Genomic DNA, 19,927 nt, shown 5'->3' with positions numbered 1-19,927 from the left:
TCCTGGTCGCGGAAGAACAGCACGCGATGCTTCAGGAGCAGGGCACGGATTTCCGCCATCTGTTGGTCGTCTTCGGCAGCCGCACCGAGGTTGACGTTGCTGAGCTCCGCACCGATCGTGCAAGTGACTTGCTCGACCTGGATCGAATTGCCCAGAGAGGTTGCGCGGACCACCGCGGGTGCCGCTTTGAGGCGCTGAATCATGAACACTGTCTCCTATTGTCGATTAGGCCAATCGATCCTTGCGAGTCTGGATGTGACGGGTTTCTCCCGCTTGACAGTACATGACTGGGATTTATCATTCCATGTCAATGTTCTACTCTGACCGCCAATGTCTTCACTAGTCCGCGCTGCGGCCCTCACCAACTACAGCGAGGTCGCTCGAACCGCCGGACTGGACCCGGTGCGGATGCTCCTTGACGCGGGGTTAAGTCCGAGCGTGCTGCGCGAGCCGGACCTCATGATTCCGGTGGAGCGTGTCGGACGATTGCTGCAGGCGTCAGCAACCCTGTCTGGCAACGAGAGTTTCGGACTGTGCATGGCCGAGTCGCGGCTGTTGTCGAATCTTGGGGCCGTAGGATTGCTGATCCGCGACCAGGCGACGCTGCGCGACTCGCTTCGCATGCTGATGCGCTATCAGGCGTTGCTCAACGGTGCGCTGTCGCTGGCGGTAGAGGAGTGCGGTGAACTGGTCATTATTCGCGAGGCGGTCATCGCTGGCAGTGCACATCAGCCCACGCGCCAAAGGGTTGAACTGGCACTGGGGGTAATGGTGCGGCTGATACGCCAGCTTCTCAAGCCCGACTGGGAGCCGCGGCGTGTATGCTTTGAGCACCCGGCGCCGCGGGACCTTAGTACGCACCACCGGTTTTTTGGCCCTTGCGTCGAGTTCGACTATGAATTCAACTGCATCATCTGCGCGAAGGCCGATCTCGACGCACGCAACCCGTCTGCCGATCCGGCCATGGCGCGCTACGCGCAGCAGCTGATAGACGCGTCTGTCATCTCGCAGCAGGCGACCATGCTTGAGGACGTGCGGCGCATTGTCCTGCTGCTGTTGCCCAGCGGACGTTGCAGCATCGAGCAGGTGGCGGACCACCTGGGCGTGGTGTGCCGCACGGTCCAGCGCCGGCTGGCGGAGGAGGGGCAGAGCTTCTCGTCGATCGTCAACGACATCCGCACGGAACTCGCCGCGCGTCATGTCGTCGAAAGCGATCGCCCGTTGACCGAGGTGGCGACGCTACTCGGTTTTTCCGCGCCGAGCGGATTCTCGCGCTGGTATCACGCGCAATTTGGTTGCAGCCCCAAGGAGAGCCGGGCCACACGCGGCACAGTGCGCCGAAAGACGACTGCTTAGCCTGCACCGACCGAAATGCCACGCCCGGCCATCCGCCCGATACGCCACGTAAGGTAAGATCTTGGACGCTGCGAGCGGTGCAGCGCCGATCGAGGGCAACACCCGACCGGTTCCCCAATAATCGGAAGGATTTACCCCTCATGGGCAGACTCAAGACTACCAACACGCCAGAACTGCAGTTGCTGCTTGCGCCGCAAACACCGCAGAATCCGGTCACGCTGGCGGTCGAGCAGGCGCTTATGCATGGACGCGATTGGTCGGCATCCGTTGCTGACCAGATTGCGGTGCGGCTGGCGGGACTGATTACGATCGACGTGATCCACGCAGGCCAACGCCTGCTTGAGAAAGACATCAGCGAGGTCCTGGAGGTCAGCCGTGCTCCAGTGCGCGAGGCCTTGCGCATCCTGGAGCGGGAGCGGCTGATCGAGTTCCGCGCTCGGCGCGGCGCCATTGTCACCGAGCCCAATGCCCAGGATCTGCGGGATATCTACGTCGTGCGGGACGCACTGTTTGCCATTCTGCTCAGGCAGCTGATGGAAGAGCGCGCGGACGCGCTTGATGCGTTATTCGAGCAATTCATGCCGCGGCTCGGCAAGGCCGTCGAGGAATCCGTGGACGCCTATATCAGCGTGACCTTCCTGGCGAACATGGCCATGGCAGACCTGTCGAGCAACCGGCTGGTCGGGGAGCTGCTGAACTCCATCTCGCTGCGGGTCCTGCGCTATGTGCGGTTGGGGCTCGCCTCCCGTCCCGGGTCGCTGGAGAATTCCTTCAAGACCTGGCGTGCCCTGCAGCGCGCCGTAACCAGGCGGGATATCGATGCGGTCCTGGAGACCGCTCACAAGCGCATCGGAAACTCCCGCGAAGCCGCCATCCGTGCACTGGCATCCGGCGTCCAGAAAGGCAAGGCCGGCCCTGCCGGCCATGGCGCTGTGCCAGCAAGCGCTTTCTGAGTCCGCGCGGGCAGGACTGCCCGCTATGGCTCTCCGGTCAAGGGACCCGCGCCCGGCTGGCGAACGCATTCCATTCCCGGAAGACCGTATCCAGGCAGGACGCCGAATCGCAACGGTCCCGCTTCTTGCGGAACGCTGCAATGTCCGCCTCAGTGATTGCCCGCGCCTTGAGCAGGCGCTGCTGGTCGGCGTAGATGCGCTGGTAGCCCATGGAAAACAGCGCGGATTCGCAGATCAGTCGTTGCGCCTGCGTGGCGCTGGCAGGCGTGGCCGACGGATCGCAGTCGATGTCGGTGGCATGCGCGGTGCTCAGGAACATGAGGCCTGCGGATGCCAGGGTGTGGAGGGCGATGCGGACAATGCAGGTCATGACGGGGTGGGGGAGAGGGCTGACGCTCGACGCAAAGGCGCCGTGTCAGGCGAATAGTAGCGCGCCCCGGGTGCGGGCCGACAGGTTCTCATTGCGTGCCGGCCCGCGTCGCATTGCTCAGCGGAACCTGCCTGGCTTGCTACATCCGGAACACCACCCCCAGCCAGAAGCTCCGCGGCGCGCCCGGTGCCACGAACAGCGCGCTGGCGGCATCCCCCGGTGCCACGTGCGGGCGCACCAGGCTGCCGCCGGGGAACACATCATTCGCGATCTGGCCATAGGTCTCGTAGCGCCGGTCAAAGACATTGGCCACGCGCGCATAGATCTCAAACCGCTTGTTCACCTTGTACGCCGCGCGCAGGTTGAGGGTGGCGTAGCCGGGCACATGCCAGTCAGCGGTCTTCGGCGGCACGCCCGGTTGCGGGTCGCTGCGCAGGCCGTCTTCGTTGCCGCTGGAGACGGTGCTTGACACCGCCACCAGGTCGGCGCCGAGCGTCAGGCCGGCCAGTGCCTGCCAGTCGAGGCCCAGCTTGAGCGTATGGCGGGGCAGGCCAGCCATGCGCATGCCGGGCCGGATGTCGATGGTGCGCTCGCCGGCGGCAAGCTGGCCGGCGGCCTGGTAGGTGGCCTGGAGATAGCTGTAGGCAAGCCGCAGCGTGACATCGCCCACGCGCTGGCGGGCGGTGAGGTCCAGGCCCTGGTTGCGGGTGCGGTCGAAGTTGGCGAAATAGCCGAGCTGGGTGTTCGGCGCGCGCAGGAAGAGGATGTCGTCGTGATTGTCGACGCGGTAGAGCGACGCGGTGACTTCGGTGTCCTTGCCGCGGTGCCAGCGCACGCCTGCTTCATAGGAGTGGGAGACCACCTGCTTCAGGTAGGGGTCGGCCTGCAGGCCGGCCGGCAGGCGGCAGGGCCGCGTCGGGTCGGCGCAGCCGAGTTCGAGGACGGTGGGGACGCGGTTGTTCTGGGCGTAGCCGCCGAACACGGTGACGCCGCCGCCCAGCTTCTGCGAGAGCCCCAGCGCCGGGTTGAGGCGGCGGTAGGTAAAGCTCTCGCGCGGCTGTTCGCTGCCGTCGCTGTTGCGCAGGGTGTTGCTTACCGCGACGTGGTTCCACCTGGCCGAAGCGGTCAGGAAGGTGCTGGGGGTCAGCGACCAGGTGTCGGACAGGTACAGGCCGAGCATGCGCGAGCTGCCGCCGACGCCGGAGAACAGGGCGTTGGGGGCGTCCGGGTCGGCCACCGCGCCGCGGTCGTCGGTGAAGGTGCCGGGCTGGGCGTACTGCGAGTAGGTCAGGCGGCTGCGGTCCAGGGTCAGGCCGGCGTTGAGCAGGTGGTGGTCGGTCTCCCTGGCCATGCTCAGCGCCATGCCGACGGTCTGCTGCCACATATGGGTGGTGTTGATCACGGCGGGATGCAGCGCGGCGCCTTCGGCCCGGGTCATGCCGCAGGCGTCGCCGCGCGGGCTGCCGTCGGGCGCAAAGCCGTCCTCGCAGTCTTCGGCATAGGCCTCGTAGGCGGGGTTGACATCGCCGTTGGTGGTGTCGCGGCGGCTGGTGCGCACATAGGCCAGCGCCGCGGCGCTGGTCTTGTCGTCGAACCAGTGGCGGCCGTTGACGGCGAGCTGGGTCAACTGGTTGCGGGTCTGGTCGGGGTAGGTGTACACGGCGCGGCGGTTGGCCTGGTAGATGTCTGGCAGCGTGCCGTTGCCGCTGGCGCGGAAGCTGGGCACCAGCCCGTTGCCGGTCAGCGTGCTGCGGCCGTGCAGCACGGACACGTCCCAGCTGTCAGTGTCGCCCGCATAGCCAGCCTTGGCGAAGACGTTGCCAAGCCGGCCGCCCGACTGGTCGCGCCAGCCATATTCCTGGAACAGGGTGCCGGCTGCGAATGCGTGCCAGCCGCCGTCGCTGCGCACGCCGCCGGACAGGTCGGCGCGCTTGCGGGCGCCGCTGCCGTAGGACAGGTCGGCCGTGAAGCCGGGCGAGTCCAGCCCGGAACGGGTGGTCATGGCCAGCGCGCCGCCCAGGGTATTGAGGCCGTAGGCCGGGTTGGCACTGGATACCAGCGACACGCTCGCCAGCGCGGCTTCCGGGATCATGTCCCAACTGACCACGTCGCCGAAGGGCTCGTTGACGCGGATGCCGTCCAGGTAGACCGACAGGCCCTGCGGCACGCCCGGAATGGACGAGGCACGGAAGCCGCGGTAGGTGATGTCGGTCTGGAACGGGCTGCCCTGGATGTCGTTGACGTTGACGCCGGCCAGGTTGCGGGACAGATACTCGGCCAGGTTGCCGGCGCGCGACCGGTCCAGGTCATCGCCGCGCACGGTCTGCACGGTGTAGGGCACCAGGTCGCTGTCCACGCCGATGCCCGGCAGCGGCGCGGCGGCCACCACCAGGACTTCCGGCAGCATGGCGCTGTCCTGGTTTGGGACAGGGGTGTCCTGCTGCGCAACAGCGGGCCGCTGGGCCATCAGGGCGACCGCCACGGCAATCGCGGTGGCGGCGCCGCGGCTGGCCCTGCCGCGGCAAGCCACGGTGTCGCGCGGCGCCTGCCCTGGCGGTGCGGGGCGGGGGTTGGCTGGCATGTTCCGTCTCCTCCGGATAAGCGGTGCGATACCTGCATTGGGTAGCGCTTGCCCGGAGCTGAGCAGGTTTCATACCGTGCATCGGGAGTTCGGGACTTGCGCGGCGAGAGGCCCGAGGGACGCGCTGGCCGAATCCGCCTTGCGCCGGTGCCTGTCACAAAACAGGACAGCCGCGGGCACAAGCAGCGGGCCGGTGCTCCACCATGGGACAGTCGTGCGCGGCGCACCGCACAAGGCACGGCCTGGCCGCAGCGTCCGGGAGTGCGTCCGGCGCGGCCAGGCAACGCCTGGCATGGAGCGCGGCCCCATGCTGCGCTGCACATGGTATCGGCCTTGCTCTGTTCACCCGCATCAACACTCTGCCTGGTGCCCAGCCATGTTCCGCCGCCTCGGTCGCTGCCTTGCCTGCCTGATGTTGCCGTGCCTCGGCCTGGTCCATGCGGGCGCCGCGCTGGCCGAGGGCGCGCACGGGTATCCGTCGCGGCCGATCACGCTGGTGGTGCCATGGCCAGCGGGCGGCGCCACCGATATCTCCATGCGCATCCTGGCGGAGCTGGCCGGGCGTGAGCTGGGGCAGCCGATCGTGGTGGAGAACCGGCCGGGCGCCGGCGGCACGCTGGTGGGTGGCTTGCTTGCCGCGGCGCGGCCGGACGGCTACACCATCGGCCAGCTGCCGCTGACGGTGTATCGCTTCCCGCATCAGCAGAAGACCGCCTGGCAGCCGCTGCGCGACATCCAGCCGGTGCTGATGATCTCGGGCTACACCTTCGGCATCGTGGTGCCCACAGACAGCCCGTTGCGCTCGCTGCGCGACCTGATTGCCTGGGGCCGCGCGCATCCGGGCGAGCTGACCGTGGGTTCCACCGGCATCGGCACCACCGCCCATCTGGCGATGGAGGACGTGCTCGGGCGCAGCGGCGTGCGCTATATCCACGTGCCGTATCACGGCACCGCTGACCAGATGCTGGCGGTGGCCAACGGTTCGCTGATGGCGGGGGTCAATTCCACCGGCTTCGCGCCCTACGTTGAGATCGGCAAGCTGCGCCTGCTGGCCGTGTTCAGCGCGCAGCGCTCACCGCGCTGGCCTGAGGTGCCGACGGTAAGCGAGCTGGGCTTTGCCGATGCGGTCCATAACTCGCCCTACGGCATCGGCGTGCCGCGCGGCACCGATCCGGCAATCGTCGGCCGCCTGCATGACGCGTTCCGCGCCGCGATGCAGCAGCCGCGCCACCTTGCGGAACTGGCCAGGTACGACCAGGAACTGACTTACCTGAATACCGCGCAATACGATGCCTTCCTGCGCCATGCGTGGGAGACCGAGCGGACCTTTGCCGGGCGCGTGGGCACCGCGCGGCCCGGGGGGCAGCTGTGATGGCCATGCAGGCACCACCGGCGCTGTGCTGCGACGCCGTGCGCAAGGCGTTCGGCAGCCGCGCGGCCCTGGACGGGGTCTCGCTCAGCGTGCGGCGCGGCGAGTTCGTGGCACTGCTCGGGCCCAACGGGGCGGGCAAGACCACGCTGTTCCAGATCCTCAGCGGCCTGTTCGTGGCCGATGCGGGGCAGGTCACGGTCATGGGCAGCGACATGCGGCGCGATCCGGTGCGTGCGCTGGCACGGCTGGGCATCGTGTTCCAGCAGCCGGCCATCGACCTGGACCTGCCGGTGCTGGCCAACCTGCGCTTTCACGCGGACCTGCACGGGCTGCCGCGCCGAGTGGCGGCGCAGCGCATCGCCCGGCTGCTCGATGACTTCGGGCTGGCGGCGCGTGCGCGCGCACCGGTGCGCGAGCTTTCTGGCGGCAACCGGCGCAAGGTGGAACTGGCGCGCGCGCTGCTGCATGAACCGGCCATGCTGCTGCTGGACGAGCCGACGGTGGGGCTGGACCCGGCCTCGCGCGCGCAGCTGGTGGCCGATGCCCGGCGGCTGACGGCGCGGGCGCAGGCCGGCGTGCTGTGGGCCACCCACCTGGTGCAGGAGGTGGAGCACGCCGACCGCGTGATCGTGCTGGACCGCGGCACCGTGCGTTTCGACGGCACCCCGGCCGCACTGCGCGGCGCTGCGGCGTGCGACACCCTGGAGGGCGCCTTCCTGGCCATGACGCCGCCGGCCCCTGTCACTGACCCGGCTGCGAGGCGCGTACCCGCATGAACAAGATGCCATCCCCCGTCTGGTTTGCCTTTACCTTGCTGCTGGTTACGACGCTGCTGGTTGCCGCCGGCCTGGCCGAAGGCGCGCAGGGCGGCGCCGCGCCCCCCGTCGGCCAGGCTACCAACCAGGTCTTCGTCTCGAGCGAGAAGGACGATGCCCTCGCCGTCTTCGATGCCCGCAGCCGGCAACTGGTCGCGGTATGGCGGCAGTGCAAGCGCCCGCGCCACCTGCAGCTGTCGCCCGACCGCACGCGCCTGTACGTGGCCTGCAGCGACGACAACCGGGTGGATGTGGTCGATGTGGCCAGCCGCAAGACCGTGGCATCGCTGCCGGTGGGGGACGATCCGGAGTTGTTCGATCTCAGCCAGGACGGCCGCACGCTCTATGTCTCGAATGAAGAGGACGGGCTGCTGTCGGCCTACGACACGGCTTCGGGCAAGCGCGTGTTCGCGCTTAGGGTGGGTGAGGAGCCGGAGGGCGTCAGGGTCAGCGCCGACGGCAGGCATGTGTACGTGACCTCGGAGGTGGCCAACCTGGTCCATGTCATCGACGTGGCCTCGCGCAAGGTGATCCGCAATATCCAGGTCGGCAACCGGCCGCGGCGGCTGCTGCTGGTGCGCGGCGGCAAGGAGCTGTGGGTGTCCAACGAGCTCTCGGCCAGCGTCAGCGTGATCCGCACCGATACCTTCGAGGTGGCCCAGACCATCGCCTTCGCGCCCCGGGGCTTTCGCGCCGAGGACGTGACCCCGGTGGGCATGGCGGCCAGCGGCGACGGCACGCGCGCCTATATCGGGCTGGGCCGCGCCAACCATGTCGCGGTGGTCGAGGTGGCGTCGCGCCGGGTGCAGGACTATGTGCTGGTCGGCCGCCGCGCATGGGGGCTGGCGCTGAGCCGCGACAACGCGCGGCTTTATGTCGCCAACGGCCTGTCCGACGATGTCAGCGTGGTGGACACCGCCAGCCGCAAGGCGGTGGCCACGCTCAAGGCGGGCCGGGTGCCGCATTCGGTGGCGATCGATGACTGAGCGCTCGCGTGCGTGGTGGCAGTGGTGGCGTGCCGGGTTGGGCGCCATGGCGTTGGCGTGGCTGCCTGCCGCGGTGCACGCTGCCGAGGTGCGCGTGGCGGTCGTGTCGCAGGCCGACGACGCGCGCTATGCGCCCCGGCGCCTGGCGCAGCGCTATCCCGGCCAGCCGCAGGGCCGTGCGCTCGACGGCGCCCAGGTGGCGGCCGCGGAAGCGCGCGTGGCGCTCGAGGCCGCGGGCCAGTCGCTCAGGCTGGAAGTCCAGGAAGCCCGCACCGGCGCCGAGGTGGCCCCGCTGGTCGCTGCGCTGGCGCGGCAGGGCACGCGCTATATCCTGCTGGACCTGCCGTCGGCGTCGGTCAGGGCGGCCGCGGGCGCGGTCAGGCCGGGCGAGGCCTTGTTGTTCAACGTGTCCGCCGATGACGACGCGTTGCGCGGCGCCGGCTGCGCGCCGGTGCTGCTGCACACGCTGCCCAGCCTGCGCATGCGCGCGGATGCGCTGATGCAGTACCTGGTGTTGCGCAAATGGCGCCGCGCCCTGCTGCTGAGCGGCCCGTCCGCGGCCGATGCGGCGCAGCGCGATGCGCTGGTGATGTCGGCGCGGCGCTTTGGCATTGCCTGGTCGGGGCAGCGCACCTTCAGGCTGTCCAACGACCCGCGTGAGCGCGACCAGGCCAACCTCGGCCTGCTGACCGGCGGCGTGGACTATGACGTGGTGGTGGTGGCCGATGCCGACGGCGAGTTCGCCCGCGGCGTGCCCTACGCCACGCTGCTGCCGCGCCCGGTAGTGGGCGCCAGCGGGCTGGGCGCGCAGGCGTGGCACTGGGCCTGGGAGCGCAATGGCGGGCCGCAGCTCAACCGGCGCTTCATGCGGGCGGCGGGCCGTCCGATGACCGGCTACGACTGGGCTGCATGGGTGGCGGTCAAGGCCATCGCCGAGAGCGTGGCGCGCCTGCCCAGGGCCGGGTTTGCCGGACAGGCGCAGGCGCTTGCCGCCGGGCAGGTGGTGGTGGACGGCTTCAAGGGGCCGCCACTGTCGTTCCGCCGCTGGGACCGCCAGCTGCGCCAGCCGGTGTTGCTGGCTCACCCTGACGGCGTGGTCGGCATGGCCCCGGTGGAAGGCGTGCTGCATCCGAAGAACAACCTCGACACCCTGGGCGCCGATGAAGCCGACACGGCGTGCCGGACCCCATCCGCGTAGCGCACCCATGGCCTCCATCCTGATCCATCGCTGGCGCGCGCTGCGCGCGGTTTGCGGGCGCGAGCTGCGCAAGTACCTGCGCCAGCCCGGGCGCCTGCTGTCGTCGCTGGTGCGCCCGCTGCTGTGGCTGCTCGTGTTTGCCGCGGGCTTCCAGAACGCGCTGGGCGTCGCCATTGCGCCGCCCTATGACACCTACATCGAATACAAGATCTACGTGGCGCCCGGACTGCTGGGCATGATCGCGCTGTTCAACGGCATGCAGTCGTCGCTGGCCATGGTGTACGACCGCGAGATGGGCGTGATGCGGCTGCTGCTGACCGCGCCGCTGCCGCGGGGCTGGCTGCTGGGTTGCAAGCTGGCGGCGGGCACGGTGCTGTCGCTGCTGCAGATGGCCGCGTTCCTGCTGGTGGCGATGGCCTTCGGCATCCGCTTCGAGTCCCTGCACCTGCTGGCGGCGACGGGCGCCATGGCGCTGGCCGCGCTGATGCTGGGCGCGCTGGGCCTGCTGCTGTCGGTCCATGTGCGCCAGCTCGAGAACTTTGCCGGCACCATGAACTTCGTGATCTTCCCGATGTTCTTCATCAGCTCGGCGCTGTATCCGCTGTGGAAGCTGCAGGAGTCGGGCGCGGAGCTGGTGTACCAGCTGGCCCGCTTCAATCCCTTCACCCACGCGGTCGAGGCGATCCGCTTTGCGCTGTACGGGCAGGTGGCACCGCTGAGCCTGGCGGTGGTGGCGGGCAGCGCGGTGGTGTTCTTCGCGCTGGCGCTGCAGGGCTACGACCCGCAGCGCGGCATGGCGCGCCGGGGGCAGCAGGCATGAGGCGCCGGACGCGGGGCATGGTCCTGCTGATGGCGGCCGCACTGGGCATGGCCAGTCCGGCGGTACCGGCTGCCGGGGCAGCGGACGCCGTCATCGCGCACAGCGATCCGCTGCAGTCGCCGCAATGGGCCTGGATCCAGAAGGAGCTGCTGCAGACTGGCCCGGTGGTGTTCGACAGCCGCGTCAGGGTGACCGGGCCGGCGTTTGCGGAAGACCCCATGCGCGTGCCGATCGCCTTCGATGCCTCGGCGCTGGGCGAAGTGGATCGCATCGTGGTGGCGGTGGACCGCAACCCGATCCGCGAGGTGCTGGCGTTCGAACCGCTGCGGGTGCGCCCGTCGCTGTCGTTCCGCTTCAAGCTGGAACAGGCATCGCCGGTGCGGGTGGCGGCGCGCACGCGCGATGGCACCTGGCATGTCGGCAGCGTGCTGGTCGATGCCGGCGGCGGGGGCTGCACGGTGCCCGGCGCCACGCGCCGCGACGGCAGCTGGAGCCGCACGCTCAACCGCGTGGACGCGCGCGTGTTCCCGGGCTTCGGCGGGGCCGCGGCACGCGTGCGGCTGCGCGTGATGCATCCGATGGATACCGGCCTGGCGGCAGGTATCCCGGCGTTCCATATCGAGACCCTGGTCCTGGCTGACGCGGCCCGGCAGCCGCTGCTGCGACTGACGCTGCATGAGCCGGTTGCCGAGAATCCGATCTTCTCCTTCGACCTGCGCGATGCCGTGCCGCCGGGCATGACGGTGGCCGGCCACGACAACAACGGCAACCGCATCGCGGCGCGGGTGTCCCCATGAAGCGACGATTGCTACTGTGGTTGCTGCTATGCCTGGCGGGCCAGCCCGTGCCGCCGGCACTCGCCCAGCAGGCCGCGCTGCAGCCTCCTGACTACCGCCTGGCCCCGCGCGAGATCGCCGCGGGCGTGTGGCTGCTGGAAGGCGCCAATGCCGACTTCGCGCCCGGCAACGGCTGCAACATCATCAATACGGCGTTTATCGACACCGGCGACGGCGTGGTGGTCATCAACACCGGCCCGTCGCGGCTGTATGGCGAGCAGCAGCGCAAGGCGATTGCATCGGTCACGGCCGCCCCGGTGCGGCTGGTGCTGAACCTGAACCTGCATCCAGACTATTTCTTCGGCAACCAGGCCTATGCCGATGTGCGCGGCAGCGCCCTGGCCGGCACCATCGACGGGGCGCGGCGCGAGGGCGCCGCTTATGCCGACAACCTCTACCGCCTGTGCGGCGACTGGATGCGCGGCACCGAGTCCGTGCCGGCTGCCCACGCGCTGGCGCCGGGCCGCCGCACGATCGGGCGCCATACGCTGGAGCTCGTGCGCCTGGACGGCCATACCGGCGACGACCTGGTGGTGCTGGACCACAGCGCGGGCGTGGTCTTTGCCGGCGGACTGGTGTTCCGGCAACGCATTCCGACCACGCCGCACGCGGATATCGGCCGCTGGCAGGCCAGCCTGGACCGGCTGCAGGCGCTGCTGGCCGACAGCGGGGCGCGCGTGCTGGTCCCCAGCCACGGGCCAGTGCCTGCGGCCGGCGGCGGCGCAGAGGCCATCGCGCATACGCGCGGTTACCTGCAATGGCTGGATACGCGCCTGCGCGAGGCCGCGGCGCAGGGGCGGGACCTGGCCGAGGTCATGGCGATGCCGGTGCCGCAGCCCTACGCGCACTGGGCCGCGATGCCCGCGGAGTACCTGCGCAACGTCGGCCATCTCTACCCGGCGCGCGAGGAAGCCGCGCTTGGGCACTGACGCCGGCCAGCCGTGGCGGGCTGTTCAATTCTGGAGCAGCTGCAACGCAGTGTTGCGCGCTGGCACGGCCGCCATCACGCAGCGGGGCCGCAACCGGCGTGCTGGTGGGGGGATGCGACTGGCATGGGAATTGCCAAAGGCATGTCTGGTGTGTGGCGCAGTGGCGCACCAGGGAAACCCAAAACAAGAGAGGAGATGGCAATGAGGACGTTACGAGTAGTGATGGCGGTTGCGGCTGCCGCGGCCAGTCTGGCCGCGCAGGCGGCAGTGACCGATGCCATGATCGAGAACGACGCAAAGAGCCCCGGCGATGTGTTGTCGTGGGGCATGGGCCCGCAAGGCCAGCGCTATTCCACGCTGTCGCGCATCAATACGAAGAACGTCGGGCAGCTGGTGCCGGCGTGGTCGTTCTCGTTTGGCGGCGAGAAGCAGCGCGGGCAGGAATCGCAGCCGCTGATCCATGACGGCAAGATGTTCGTGACGGCCTCGTATTCGCGCATCTATGCGCTGGACCTGAAGACCGGGCGTAAGCTCTGGAAGTATGAGCACCGGCTGCCCGAAGGCATCATGCCGTGCTGCGACGTGGTGAACCGCGGTGCGGCACTCTACGACAACCTGGTGATCTTTGGCACGCTCGATGCGCAGCTGGTGGCGCTGGACCAGAAGACCGGCAAGGTGGTGTGGAAGGAGAAGCTGGAAGACTACGCTGCCGGCTATTCGTACACGGCGGCGCCCATGATCGTCAAGGGCATGGTGCTGACCGGCATCTCGGGCGGCGAGTTCGGCGTGGTGGGCCGGGTCGAGGCGCGCGATGCCAAAACCGGGCAGCTGGTGTGGTCGCGGCCGGTGGTGGAAGGCCATATGGGCTACAAGTACGACAAGGACGGCAACAAGACCGAGAACGGCGTGACCGGCACCGCCAACGCAAGCTGGCCGGGCGAGACCTGGAAGACCGGCGGCGCCGCCACCTGGCTGGGCGGCACCTATGATCCGGCCACCGGGCTGGTGTACTTCGGCACCGGCAATCCGGGCCCGTGGAACAGCCATATCCGCAAGGGCGACAACCTCTACTCGGCCTCGACGGTGGCGCTGGATCCCGCCACCGGCAAGATCGTCTGGCACTACCAGAACACCCCGAACGACGGCTGGGATTTCGATGGCGTCAATGAGTTCGTGACCTTCGACCTGGACGGCAAGCGCATGGGCGGCAAGGCCGACCGCAATGGCTTCTTCTACGTCAACGACGCGGCCAGCGGCAAGCTGGTCAACGCCTTCCCCTTCGTCAAGAAGATCACCTGGGCCACCGGCATCGACCTGAAGAGCGGTCGCCCCAACTACATCGCCGAAGGCCGTCCCGGCGACCCCGCCGCCGGCAGCGACGAGAAGAAGGGCAAGTCCGTGTTTGCCGCGCCGGGCTTCCTTGGCGGCAAGAACCAGCAGCCGATGGCTTACAGCCCGCAGACCGGCCTGTTCTACGTGCCCGCCAACGAGTGGGGCATGGATATCTGGAACGAGCCCATCAGCTACAAGAAGGGTGCTGCCTTCCTGGGCGCGGGCTTCACCATCCGTCCGCTGAACGAGGACTATATCGGCACGTTGCGGGCCATCAACCCCAAGAGCGGCAAGATCATGTGGGAGGTCAAGAACAGCGCGCCGCTGTGGGGCGGGGTGATGACCACCGCCGGCGGGCTGGTGTTCTGGGGCACGCCGGAAGGCTACCTGAAGGCGGCCGACGCCAGGACCGGCAAGGAGCTGTGGCAGTTCCAGACCGGCAGCGGCGTGGTGGCGCCCCCGGTCACTTGGGAAGAGAACGGCGAGCAGTACGTGGCGGTGGTGTCCGGCTGGGGCGGTGCGGTGCCGCTGTGGGGCGGCGAGGTGGCCAAGCGCGTGAACTTCCTGGAGCAGGGCGGCTCGGTGTGGGTGTTCAAGCTGCACAAGAGCTGAGCCGGCGGGAGGTGACACGGTCCGGCGCACGCGCGCATCGCATCATGGGTGCGCGGCGTGCGCCGGGCGCGGTTGCAACAGGACGAAACGGGTCGAAATGGGACGAAGAGGGACACAGGTATGAAGAAGGAATGGATGGCGCTGGCGGTGGTTTCGGCGCTGCTGCCGGGCGCGGCACTGGCCGGCACGGCCGCCGACATGCAGGCCCTGGCCGACAAGAGCGGCTGCTTTTCCTGCCATGGCATGCAGTCAAAGCTGGTGGGGCCGGGGTTTGCCGAGGTGGCCGCCAAGTACAAGGGCGACAGCCAGGCGGCGGAGCGGCTGGCAAAGAAGATCCGCGAAGGCGGCAAGGGCGTGTGGGGGCGGATTCCGATGCCGCCGCATGGCAGCCTTGGCGAGGATGACGCGAAGAAGCTGGCGGAGTGGGTGTTGAGTGCCAGCTGAGGCCGGCGACTGTCTTGACGATGCCGGCTTGCCGGCAAGGTACCCCGGCTGGCGCCTGCCATGCCGGGGTCTTTTCTTTCTTACCGCTGGCCGCTGCTCAGCCGCAGCGAGTTGCCATCGCTGCGAAATACCATCGCTTGTTCGCGCGCCTGCGCCACGGCCAGCCGGCCCTGCAGCACGATCTCGCTGACCTTGTCGTGCGCGCCGGAGCGCTCGCACACCGGGTCTGTCGCGGCGGCGTCGCCGGTGACAAGGAACGCCTGGCAGCGGCAGCCGCCGTAGTCCTGCTCGCGCTGGTCGCACGAACGGCAGGGTTCCTGCATCCACTGCGTGCCGCGGAAACGGCGGAAAGCATCGCTTTCGGTCCAGATCTCGCGCAGCCCCTGCGTGGTGACATTGGGCAGCGCCAGGCGGGGCAGCATGCGCGCCGCGTGGCAGGGCAGCGCGGTGCCGTCGGGCGCCACGCCAAGGAAGGTGGTACCCCAGCCGTTCATGCACTTCTTGGGCCGAGCCTCGAAGTAGTCAGGCACGACGAACAGGATCTGGCATTGCCTGCCGATGCGCGCGCGGTACTGCCGGACCACGGCCTCGGCCTCGCGCAGCTGCTCATAGGTGGGCAGCAGCGCCAGCCGGTTCTCCCAGGCCCAGCCGTAGTACTGCGTGTTGGCCAGTTCCAGGTATTCGGCGCCCATCTGCAGGGCCATCTCGATGATGGTGCCGACATGCGGCAGGTTATGCCGGTGCAGCACGCAGTTCATCACCATCGGGTAGCCGTGCGCCTTGATCATGCGCGCCACGCGCTGCTTCAGGTCAAACGTGCGGGTGCTGGACAGGAAGTCGTTGAGCTCGCGGGTGGAGTCCTGGAACGACAGCTGGATATGGTCCAGGCCGGCTTCGCGCAGGGCGGCAAGGCGGGCGTCGGTCAGGCCCACGCCGGAGGTGATGAGGTTGGTGTAGAAGCCCAGGCCATGCGCATGCCTGACCAGTATCTCCAGGTCCTTGCGCAGCAGCGGCTCGCCGCCGGACAGCCCGAGCTGCACCGCGCCCAGCGCCCGCGCCTGGCTGAACACATCGCACCATTGCGCGGTGCTCAGCTCGGCCGTATGCCGGGCATAGTCCACCGGGTTGGAGCAGAAGGCGCAATGCAGCGGGCAGCGGTAGGTCAGCTCGGCCAGCAGCCACAGCGGCGGGCCGGGCGGGACCTCAGACCAGCCAGCCGCGTTCGATGGCATGTTTGACAAAGGCATGTACCTCCGGGGCGATGCCCTGCACGCCAAACGCGGCCTGCAGGTCGTCGATCAGCATGTCCAGCGTGTGGCTGCCGTCGCAGCGCTGCAGGATCGCGGCGGCGCTGTCGTTGAGGGTGACCATGCCTTCCGGGTACAGCAGCACCCAGCTTTGCTGGGACGCTTCCCATTGCAGGCGAAAGGTCCGGTGCAGGGTCGGTCTGGCGAGGTCTTGCGTGCTGGCTGTCATGGGTTGGCTTGCTGGATGGCGTCGAGCATCGACCAGAGCACGTCGAGCTTGAACTGCAGGATGTCGAGGGCGCGCTGCTGTTGCGCCGCGCTGCGGAAGTGGCCCAGCGTCACGCGCAGGCCATGGTCCACGTCGCGCTGCGCGAGCGGAATGCGAGAGCGGAAGTAGTCCAGCCCGGCGGCCTCGATCCACGGGTAATGCGTGGGCCAGCCGGCCAGGCGTTCCTTGTGGATTGCGGGCGCGAACATCTCCGTCAGCGACGAGCACACGGCTTCCTGCCACGGCGCGCGGCGCGCAAAGTTGACGTAGGCATCGACGGCAAAGCGCACCCCGGGCAGCACGTGCCGGTGGCTCAGCAGCGCTTCGCGCTCCAGGCCCACCGCCTGGCCCAGGCGCAGCCAGGCCTCGATGCCGCCGGGTTGGGTGTCGGTGCCGTCGTGGTCAAGGATGCGCACCACCCACTCGCGGCGGGTGTCGCGCTCGGGGCAGTTGGACAGGATGGCGGCGTCCTTCAGCGGGATGTTGTCCTGGTAGTAGAAGCGGTTGGCCACCCATGCGCGGATCTGCGCTGGCGAACACTGGCCCGCCGCCATGCGCTGGTTGAAGGGATGGTGGATGTGGTAGCCGCTTTCCATGGCGCGCAGGCGGGCCTCGAACTCGGCCTCGGTCCAGGCGATGAGGGAGTTGGAGGGAATGGCAGATGTCATAGTGCGATTTCCATGCCGTCGTACGCCACCTCAATGCCGTGCCGCGCCAGCTCTGCGCGCTCGGGCGAGTCTTCCACCAGCACCGGGTTGGTATTGTTGATATGGATAAGGATCTTGCGGCTGGCGGGCAGCCGCCCCAGGACCTCGATCATGCCGCCGGGTCCGGACAGGGCCAGGTGGCCCATGTCGGCGGCGCTCTTGCCGGAGAAGCCCGGCGCCTGCATCTCGTCGTCGCGCCAGAAGGTGCCGTCGATCAGCACGATGTCGGCGCTGTGCAGCTCCGCAAAGACGTGGTCGTCGATGCGGCCCAGGCCGGGCGCGTAGAAGGCGCGACGGCCGCTGCGGCGGTCTTCGATGCGCAGGCCGATGTTGTCGCCCGCGCGCGGCGCGTGGCGGTTGGGCGAGTAGGGCGGGGCCTTGCTCTCCAGCGGTATCGCCGTCAGTGTCATGCCGTCCAGCGGCGGGACTGAAAACGCGGTGCCGTCGCAGGGCAGGGCGTGCGTCTGCAGGCCGCAGTAGTGCGACAGGATGCGCGTCAGCGGGAAGGCCGCGCCCAGGTCGTCGAGGACGGCGGCCGTGGCATAGACCGGCAGCGCCTGGCGGTGTTCGCGCAGCATCAGCAGGCCGGTGATGTGGTCGATCTGCGCATCCATCAGCACGACCGCGGCGATGGCGGTGTCGCGCGGCGCGCGCGCGGGCTGCAGCGCGGGCGCCTGGCGCAGCTGCTGCAGGATATCGGGCGAGGCATTGACCAGGATGGCATCAGGCCCGTCGCCCGTCAGCGCGATCGAGGATTGCGTGCGCGGCGTGGCGCGCAACGTGCCGCGGCGCACGCCGTCGCAGTTGTGGCAGTTGCAGTTCCACTGCGGAAAGCCGCCGCCGGCGGCCGACCCCAGTACCCGGATGCTTGTCATGGCGTGAGCGCTTGGTGTTGGGTCATGGCTTCACGGAGCAGGCGCCAGCCCTGGCGCCTGCCTGCGTTGGTTGTGCTTGCGGTCCGCGGCTTGCCTGTCGGCGCACCGCCGGTCGCAGGCGCCGCGGCACGTTCAGCGGTTGGCGATGTACATCGTGATTTCAAAGCCAAGCCGCAGCTCGGTGTAGGCGGGGGTGGTCCAGCGCATGTCTCTCTCCTTGGGTGGCATGGTTAGTGAATATCGTCTTGCCGCGGCGCCTGGCTGCCGCCCGACTGCCGCATTCCCTCAAGGCAACATCCATGCCCGACGCATCCACGATATCCGCCGGCTTTTCCAGCACGGCCACCACCTTCTACCTGCGTACGCCCGACGCCCAGCGCGTGCATGTGCGGCTGGCCGGCACCGCGGACGGCGAGCCGTGGCTGGTGCTGCATGGCGGGCCGGGCAGCGGCTGCTCTGCCGCCATGGCGCAATGGTTCGACCCGCGGCGGCACCGCGTGGTGATGCCGGATCAGCGCGGCGCCGGCCGCTCCAGGCCGGCTGGCTGCCTGCGCCGCAATACCGTGGGCGCGCTGCTGGCCGACCTGGAGCAGCTGCGCCGCGCGCTGGGCATCGAGCGCTGGGGCGTGGTGGGCGGATCATGGGGGGCGGCACTTGCCCTGGCGTACGCGGCGCAATGCCCGCACGCCGTGGCGGCGGTGGTCCTGCGCGGCACCTTCCTGACTGGCCGCGACGATGTGCTCGCGCTGTTTTCGCCGCGCCATGGGGGCAGCCGCATGCTGCATTGCGTCAAGGCACGGGGCGAGCGCTTGCCCGATGCGCGCGCGCGGCTGCTCACTGTGTCACGGCTGTTGCAAAGTGGTACGCCTGTTCAAAAACGGGACACTGCCGCGGCGTGGCAGGCGAGCGAACAGGCGTTGCTGGGTCTTTCCCCTGCGTCGCCTACGCGCCGGCAGCCGCGGCGTGAGCGCATGGCCGCGGTGAACAAATACCGCATCCAGGCGCACTACCTGCGCAACCGGGCCGGACTGGGCAAGCCGGCCTTGCTCAGGGCGGCGCGGGTCATCGGCGCGCATGGCCTGCCGGTGACGCTGCTGCATGGCCGCGCCGACAAGGTCTGCCGTCCTGCCAACGCGCTGCGCCTGCAGGCCGCCATGCCGGGCGCAAGGCTGGCCTGGGTGGACGGCGGACACCTGGCGGCCGGGCTCATGCGCGACGCGCTGGTGGCCGCGATCCGCGCCGCTGGCTGGCAGCGGTGATGCCCACGACGCGGCGCGGCTTTCTTGGCGCCACGCTTGCGCTGGCCATGAACGGCTGGCGGCCGGCGGCCGCTGCCGGCACGCGGGTCACGCTGGAGCGGCTGCAGCCAGGCGTGTACGTGGCCCGCGCCGGCAATGCCGAAGTGACGCGCGCCAACGCCGCCGAAGTGGTGCCGACCCTGGTCCATCTGAGCGGTGCGGGCGTGCTGGTGGTGGACCCCGGGCCGCAGGCGACGTGGGGCGGTGCGCTGCTCGGCGCCATCCGGGCGCTGACGTCGCAGCCCGTGCGTTGGGTGGTCAATACGCACGCCCACCCGGAGAACGTGCTGGCCAATGCCGCGTTCGCACGGCTGCGGCCCCGGCCCGTGTTCCTGGCCTCCGCCGCCACGGCTGCGCTGATGCGGCAACGCTGCGCGGCCTGCCTGGCCCGCATGGCCACGCTGCTCGGGAACGGTGCCATGCGCGGCGCCGCGATCGTGCTGCCGGAGCCCGCGCTGCAGCCCGATGGCTGGCTGCACACCGGCGCTACCGCCTGGCAGGTGCAGGTTTACGCGAACGCGCACAGTGCCTCGGATACGGTGCTCTACGCGCCGCGGCTGCAGCTGCTGTGTGCGGGCGGCCTGGCTTACCGCGAGCGCGTGCCGGAGATGCAGGAGGCCTCCCTGCAGGGGTGGCGCCGTGCGCTGCGGCGGCTGCAGGAGCTGCCGGCGCGCACGGTGGTGGGCACTGCGCCGGGCACGCCCGCCCAGACGCTGGCGCCGACGCTGGCCTACCTGGATGCGCTGGCGGACGGAATCGGCGCCGCGCTGGCCGCGGGCAGCGATGCCTCACGCGCCAGCGACGCCGTGGCGGCGCAACCGTTCCGGCATTGGCGCCATTTCCAGTCGCGCCACCCGCTGAACGTGCAGCGCGCCTGGCGCGAGCTGGAAGACCAGTGGATGCAGGGCGAACCGCTGGCCTGAGCGCG

At 69.3% G+C, this 19,927-nt stretch carries 20 protein-coding genes and 1 pseudogene; 13 read left to right on the top strand and 8 right to left on the bottom strand.

The window, feature by feature from the left end; translation table 11 throughout:
• Positions 1-203: pseudogene (locus AC3WL8_RS06160) on the bottom strand (taurine dioxygenase); the annotation flags it as partial.
• 127 nt (positions 204-330) lie between these two features.
• Here AC3WL8_RS06160 and AC3WL8_RS06155 point away from each other — a divergent pair.
• Entirely contained in the window at positions 331-1,356 is a 1,026-nt protein-coding gene (locus tag AC3WL8_RS06155; RefSeq protein ID WP_153953961.1) for an AraC family transcriptional regulator, read from the top strand.
• 140 nt (positions 1,357-1,496) lie between these two features.
• Positions 1,497-2,309 (top strand): GntR family transcriptional regulator, encoded by an 813-nt coding sequence (locus tag AC3WL8_RS06150; protein ID WP_153953960.1) that lies wholly within the window; start codon positions 1,497-1,499, stop codon positions 2,307-2,309.
• 37 nt (positions 2,310-2,346) lie between these two features.
• Here the strand turns inward: AC3WL8_RS06150 and AC3WL8_RS06145 are convergent, their stop codons facing one another.
• Complete coding sequence (locus AC3WL8_RS06145) at positions 2,347-2,628, bottom strand: hypothetical protein (protein WP_249221271.1); 282 nt, start codon at positions 2,626-2,628, stop codon at positions 2,347-2,349.
• Positions 2,629-2,818: 190 nt separating this feature from the next.
• Positions 2,819-5,260: a TonB-dependent receptor gene (locus tag AC3WL8_RS06140; protein ID WP_211981163.1), complete on the bottom strand. Its 2,442-nt coding sequence runs from the start codon at positions 5,258-5,260 to the stop codon at positions 2,819-2,821.
• 376 nt (positions 5,261-5,636) lie between these two features.
• Here AC3WL8_RS06140 and AC3WL8_RS06135 point away from each other — a divergent pair, with 376 nt between their 5' ends.
• The 9 genes from AC3WL8_RS06135 to AC3WL8_RS06095 all read left to right on the top strand — a co-directional run bounded on the left by AC3WL8_RS06135 (position 5,637) and on the right by AC3WL8_RS06095 (position 14,604).
• Complete coding sequence (locus tag AC3WL8_RS06135) at positions 5,637-6,632, top strand: tripartite tricarboxylate transporter substrate binding protein (RefSeq protein ID WP_211981165.1); 996 nt, start codon at positions 5,637-5,639, stop codon at positions 6,630-6,632.
• The gene (locus AC3WL8_RS06130; protein ID WP_013952678.1) at positions 6,632-7,408 is read left to right on the top strand and encodes an ABC transporter ATP-binding protein; all 777 of its coding nucleotides are present in this window, start codon (positions 6,632-6,634) and stop codon (positions 7,406-7,408) included. The genes AC3WL8_RS06135 and AC3WL8_RS06130 overlap by 1 nt, the downstream gene beginning before the upstream one ends.
• A complete protein-coding gene (locus AC3WL8_RS06125) occupies positions 7,405-8,433 on the top strand; it encodes a PQQ-dependent catabolism-associated beta-propeller protein (RefSeq protein ID WP_013952679.1) in 1,029 nt (342 codons plus the stop codon). The genes AC3WL8_RS06130 and AC3WL8_RS06125 overlap by 4 nt, the downstream gene beginning before the upstream one ends.
• Complete coding sequence (locus tag AC3WL8_RS06120; RefSeq protein ID WP_492378004.1) at positions 8,426-9,631, top strand: type 1 periplasmic-binding domain-containing protein; 1,206 nt, start codon at positions 8,426-8,428, stop codon at positions 9,629-9,631. Before AC3WL8_RS06125 ends, AC3WL8_RS06120 begins: the two co-directional genes overlap by 8 nt.
• Before the next feature lie 7 nt (positions 9,632-9,638).
• Entirely contained in the window at positions 9,639-10,451 is an 813-nt protein-coding gene (locus tag AC3WL8_RS06115; protein ID WP_013952681.1) for an ABC transporter permease, read from the top strand.
• Between the two features lie 17 nt (positions 10,452-10,468).
• Complete coding sequence (locus tag AC3WL8_RS06110) at positions 10,469-11,248, top strand: quinoprotein dehydrogenase-associated SoxYZ-like carrier (protein WP_228772386.1); 780 nt, start codon at positions 10,469-10,471, stop codon at positions 11,246-11,248.
• Complete coding sequence (locus AC3WL8_RS06105) at positions 11,245-12,216, top strand: quinoprotein relay system zinc metallohydrolase 1 (RefSeq protein WP_492378003.1); 972 nt, start codon at positions 11,245-11,247, stop codon at positions 12,214-12,216. Before AC3WL8_RS06110 ends, AC3WL8_RS06105 begins: the two co-directional genes overlap by 4 nt.
• A 201-nt stretch (positions 12,217-12,417) precedes the next feature.
• On the top strand, positions 12,418-14,160 hold the full coding sequence (locus AC3WL8_RS06100; RefSeq protein WP_153953953.1) for a PQQ-dependent methanol/ethanol family dehydrogenase: 1,743 nt from the start codon (positions 12,418-12,420) through the stop codon (positions 14,158-14,160).
• Between the two features lie 120 nt (positions 14,161-14,280).
• Entirely contained in the window at positions 14,281-14,604 is a 324-nt protein-coding gene (locus tag AC3WL8_RS06095) for a c-type cytochrome (RefSeq protein ID WP_013952685.1), read from the top strand.
• Positions 14,605-14,684: 80 nt separating this feature from the next.
• Here AC3WL8_RS06095 and pqqE read toward each other — a convergent pair whose 3' ends face one another.
• The 5 genes from pqqE to pqqA form a co-directional block, all read right to left on the bottom strand.
• Positions 14,685-15,836 (bottom strand): pyrroloquinoline quinone biosynthesis protein PqqE, encoded by a 1,152-nt coding sequence (gene pqqE, locus AC3WL8_RS06090; protein WP_492378007.1) that lies wholly within the window; start codon positions 15,834-15,836, stop codon positions 14,685-14,687.
• Positions 15,808-16,080, bottom strand: a complete 273-nt coding sequence (gene pqqD / locus AC3WL8_RS06085) for a pyrroloquinoline quinone biosynthesis peptide chaperone PqqD (RefSeq protein WP_010809775.1) — start codon at positions 16,078-16,080, stop codon at positions 15,808-15,810. Before pqqD ends, pqqE begins: the two co-directional genes overlap by 29 nt.
• On the bottom strand, positions 16,077-16,787 hold the full coding sequence (gene pqqC, locus AC3WL8_RS06080) for a pyrroloquinoline-quinone synthase PqqC (RefSeq protein WP_013952688.1): 711 nt from the start codon (positions 16,785-16,787) through the stop codon (positions 16,077-16,079). The genes pqqD and pqqC overlap by 4 nt, the downstream gene beginning before the upstream one ends.
• Positions 16,784-17,701 (bottom strand): pyrroloquinoline quinone biosynthesis protein PqqB, encoded by a 918-nt coding sequence (gene pqqB / locus AC3WL8_RS06075; protein ID WP_013952689.1) that lies wholly within the window; start codon positions 17,699-17,701, stop codon positions 16,784-16,786. The genes pqqC and pqqB overlap by 4 nt, the downstream gene beginning before the upstream one ends.
• 132 nt (positions 17,702-17,833) lie before the next feature.
• Positions 17,834-17,908 (bottom strand): pyrroloquinoline quinone precursor peptide PqqA, encoded by a 75-nt coding sequence (gene pqqA / locus AC3WL8_RS06070; RefSeq protein ID WP_010809778.1) that lies wholly within the window; start codon positions 17,906-17,908, stop codon positions 17,834-17,836.
• A gap of 92 nt (positions 17,909-18,000) precedes the next feature.
• On the opposite strand from pqqA, the gene AC3WL8_RS06065 reads away from it, so the two are divergent.
• Together AC3WL8_RS06065 and AC3WL8_RS06060 are read left to right on the top strand one after the other, a co-directional pair.
• Positions 18,001-18,960 carry an alpha/beta fold hydrolase gene (locus tag AC3WL8_RS06065; protein ID WP_211981169.1) on the top strand — a complete coding sequence of 320 codons (960 nt, stop codon included), beginning with the start codon at positions 18,001-18,003 and terminating at the stop codon, positions 18,958-18,960.
• Positions 18,960-19,922, top strand: coding sequence for an MBL fold metallo-hydrolase (locus AC3WL8_RS06060; RefSeq protein ID WP_211981171.1), 963 nt, complete (start codon positions 18,960-18,962; stop codon positions 19,920-19,922). The genes AC3WL8_RS06065 and AC3WL8_RS06060 overlap by 1 nt, the downstream gene beginning before the upstream one ends.
• Positions 19,923-19,927: the final 5 nt, after the last annotated feature.

It is taken from the genome of Cupriavidus sp. FW305-F7 (assembly GCF_058782875.1).
Note: the sequence above shows the minus strand (reverse complement) of the source record. Positions and strands in the feature narration are given on the sequence as shown.

Coding starts and splice junctions, on each gene's coding strand:
- AC3WL8_RS06155 (WP_153953961.1), top strand. CDS start 331: ATGTCTTCACTAGTCCGCGCTGCGGCCCTCACCAACTACAGCGAGGTC.
- AC3WL8_RS06150 (WP_153953960.1), top strand. CDS start 1,497: ATGGGCAGACTCAAGACTACCAACACGCCAGAACTGCAGTTGCTGCTT.
- AC3WL8_RS06145 (WP_249221271.1), bottom strand. CDS start 2,628: ATGTTCCTGAGCACCGCGCATGCCACCGACATCGACTGCGATCCGTCG.
- AC3WL8_RS06140 (WP_211981163.1), bottom strand. CDS start 5,260: ATGCCAGCCAACCCCCGCCCCGCACCGCCAGGGCAGGCGCCGCGCGAC.
- AC3WL8_RS06135 (WP_211981165.1), top strand. CDS start 5,637: ATGTTCCGCCGCCTCGGTCGCTGCCTTGCCTGCCTGATGTTGCCGTGC.
- AC3WL8_RS06130 (WP_013952678.1), top strand. CDS start 6,632: ATGGCCATGCAGGCACCACCGGCGCTGTGCTGCGACGCCGTGCGCAAG.
- AC3WL8_RS06125 (WP_013952679.1), top strand. CDS start 7,405: ATGAACAAGATGCCATCCCCCGTCTGGTTTGCCTTTACCTTGCTGCTG.
- AC3WL8_RS06120 (WP_492378004.1), top strand. CDS start 8,426: ATGACTGAGCGCTCGCGTGCGTGGTGGCAGTGGTGGCGTGCCGGGTTG.
- AC3WL8_RS06115 (WP_013952681.1), top strand. CDS start 9,639: ATGGCCTCCATCCTGATCCATCGCTGGCGCGCGCTGCGCGCGGTTTGC.
- AC3WL8_RS06110 (WP_228772386.1), top strand. CDS start 10,469: ATGGTCCTGCTGATGGCGGCCGCACTGGGCATGGCCAGTCCGGCGGTA.
- AC3WL8_RS06105 (WP_492378003.1), top strand. CDS start 11,245: ATGAAGCGACGATTGCTACTGTGGTTGCTGCTATGCCTGGCGGGCCAG.
- AC3WL8_RS06100 (WP_153953953.1), top strand. CDS start 12,418: ATGAGGACGTTACGAGTAGTGATGGCGGTTGCGGCTGCCGCGGCCAGT.
- AC3WL8_RS06095 (WP_013952685.1), top strand. CDS start 14,281: ATGAAGAAGGAATGGATGGCGCTGGCGGTGGTTTCGGCGCTGCTGCCG.
- pqqE (WP_492378007.1), bottom strand. CDS start 15,836: ATGCCATCGAACGCGGCTGGCTGGTCTGAGGTCCCGCCCGGCCCGCCG.
- pqqD (WP_010809775.1), bottom strand. CDS start 16,080: ATGACAGCCAGCACGCAAGACCTCGCCAGACCGACCCTGCACCGGACC.
- pqqC (WP_013952688.1), bottom strand. CDS start 16,787: ATGACATCTGCCATTCCCTCCAACTCCCTCATCGCCTGGACCGAGGCC.
- pqqB (WP_013952689.1), bottom strand. CDS start 17,701: ATGACAAGCATCCGGGTACTGGGGTCGGCCGCCGGCGGCGGCTTTCCG.
- AC3WL8_RS06065 (WP_211981169.1), top strand. CDS start 18,001: ATGCCCGACGCATCCACGATATCCGCCGGCTTTTCCAGCACGGCCACC.
- AC3WL8_RS06060 (WP_211981171.1), top strand. CDS start 18,960: ATGCCCACGACGCGGCGCGGCTTTCTTGGCGCCACGCTTGCGCTGGCC.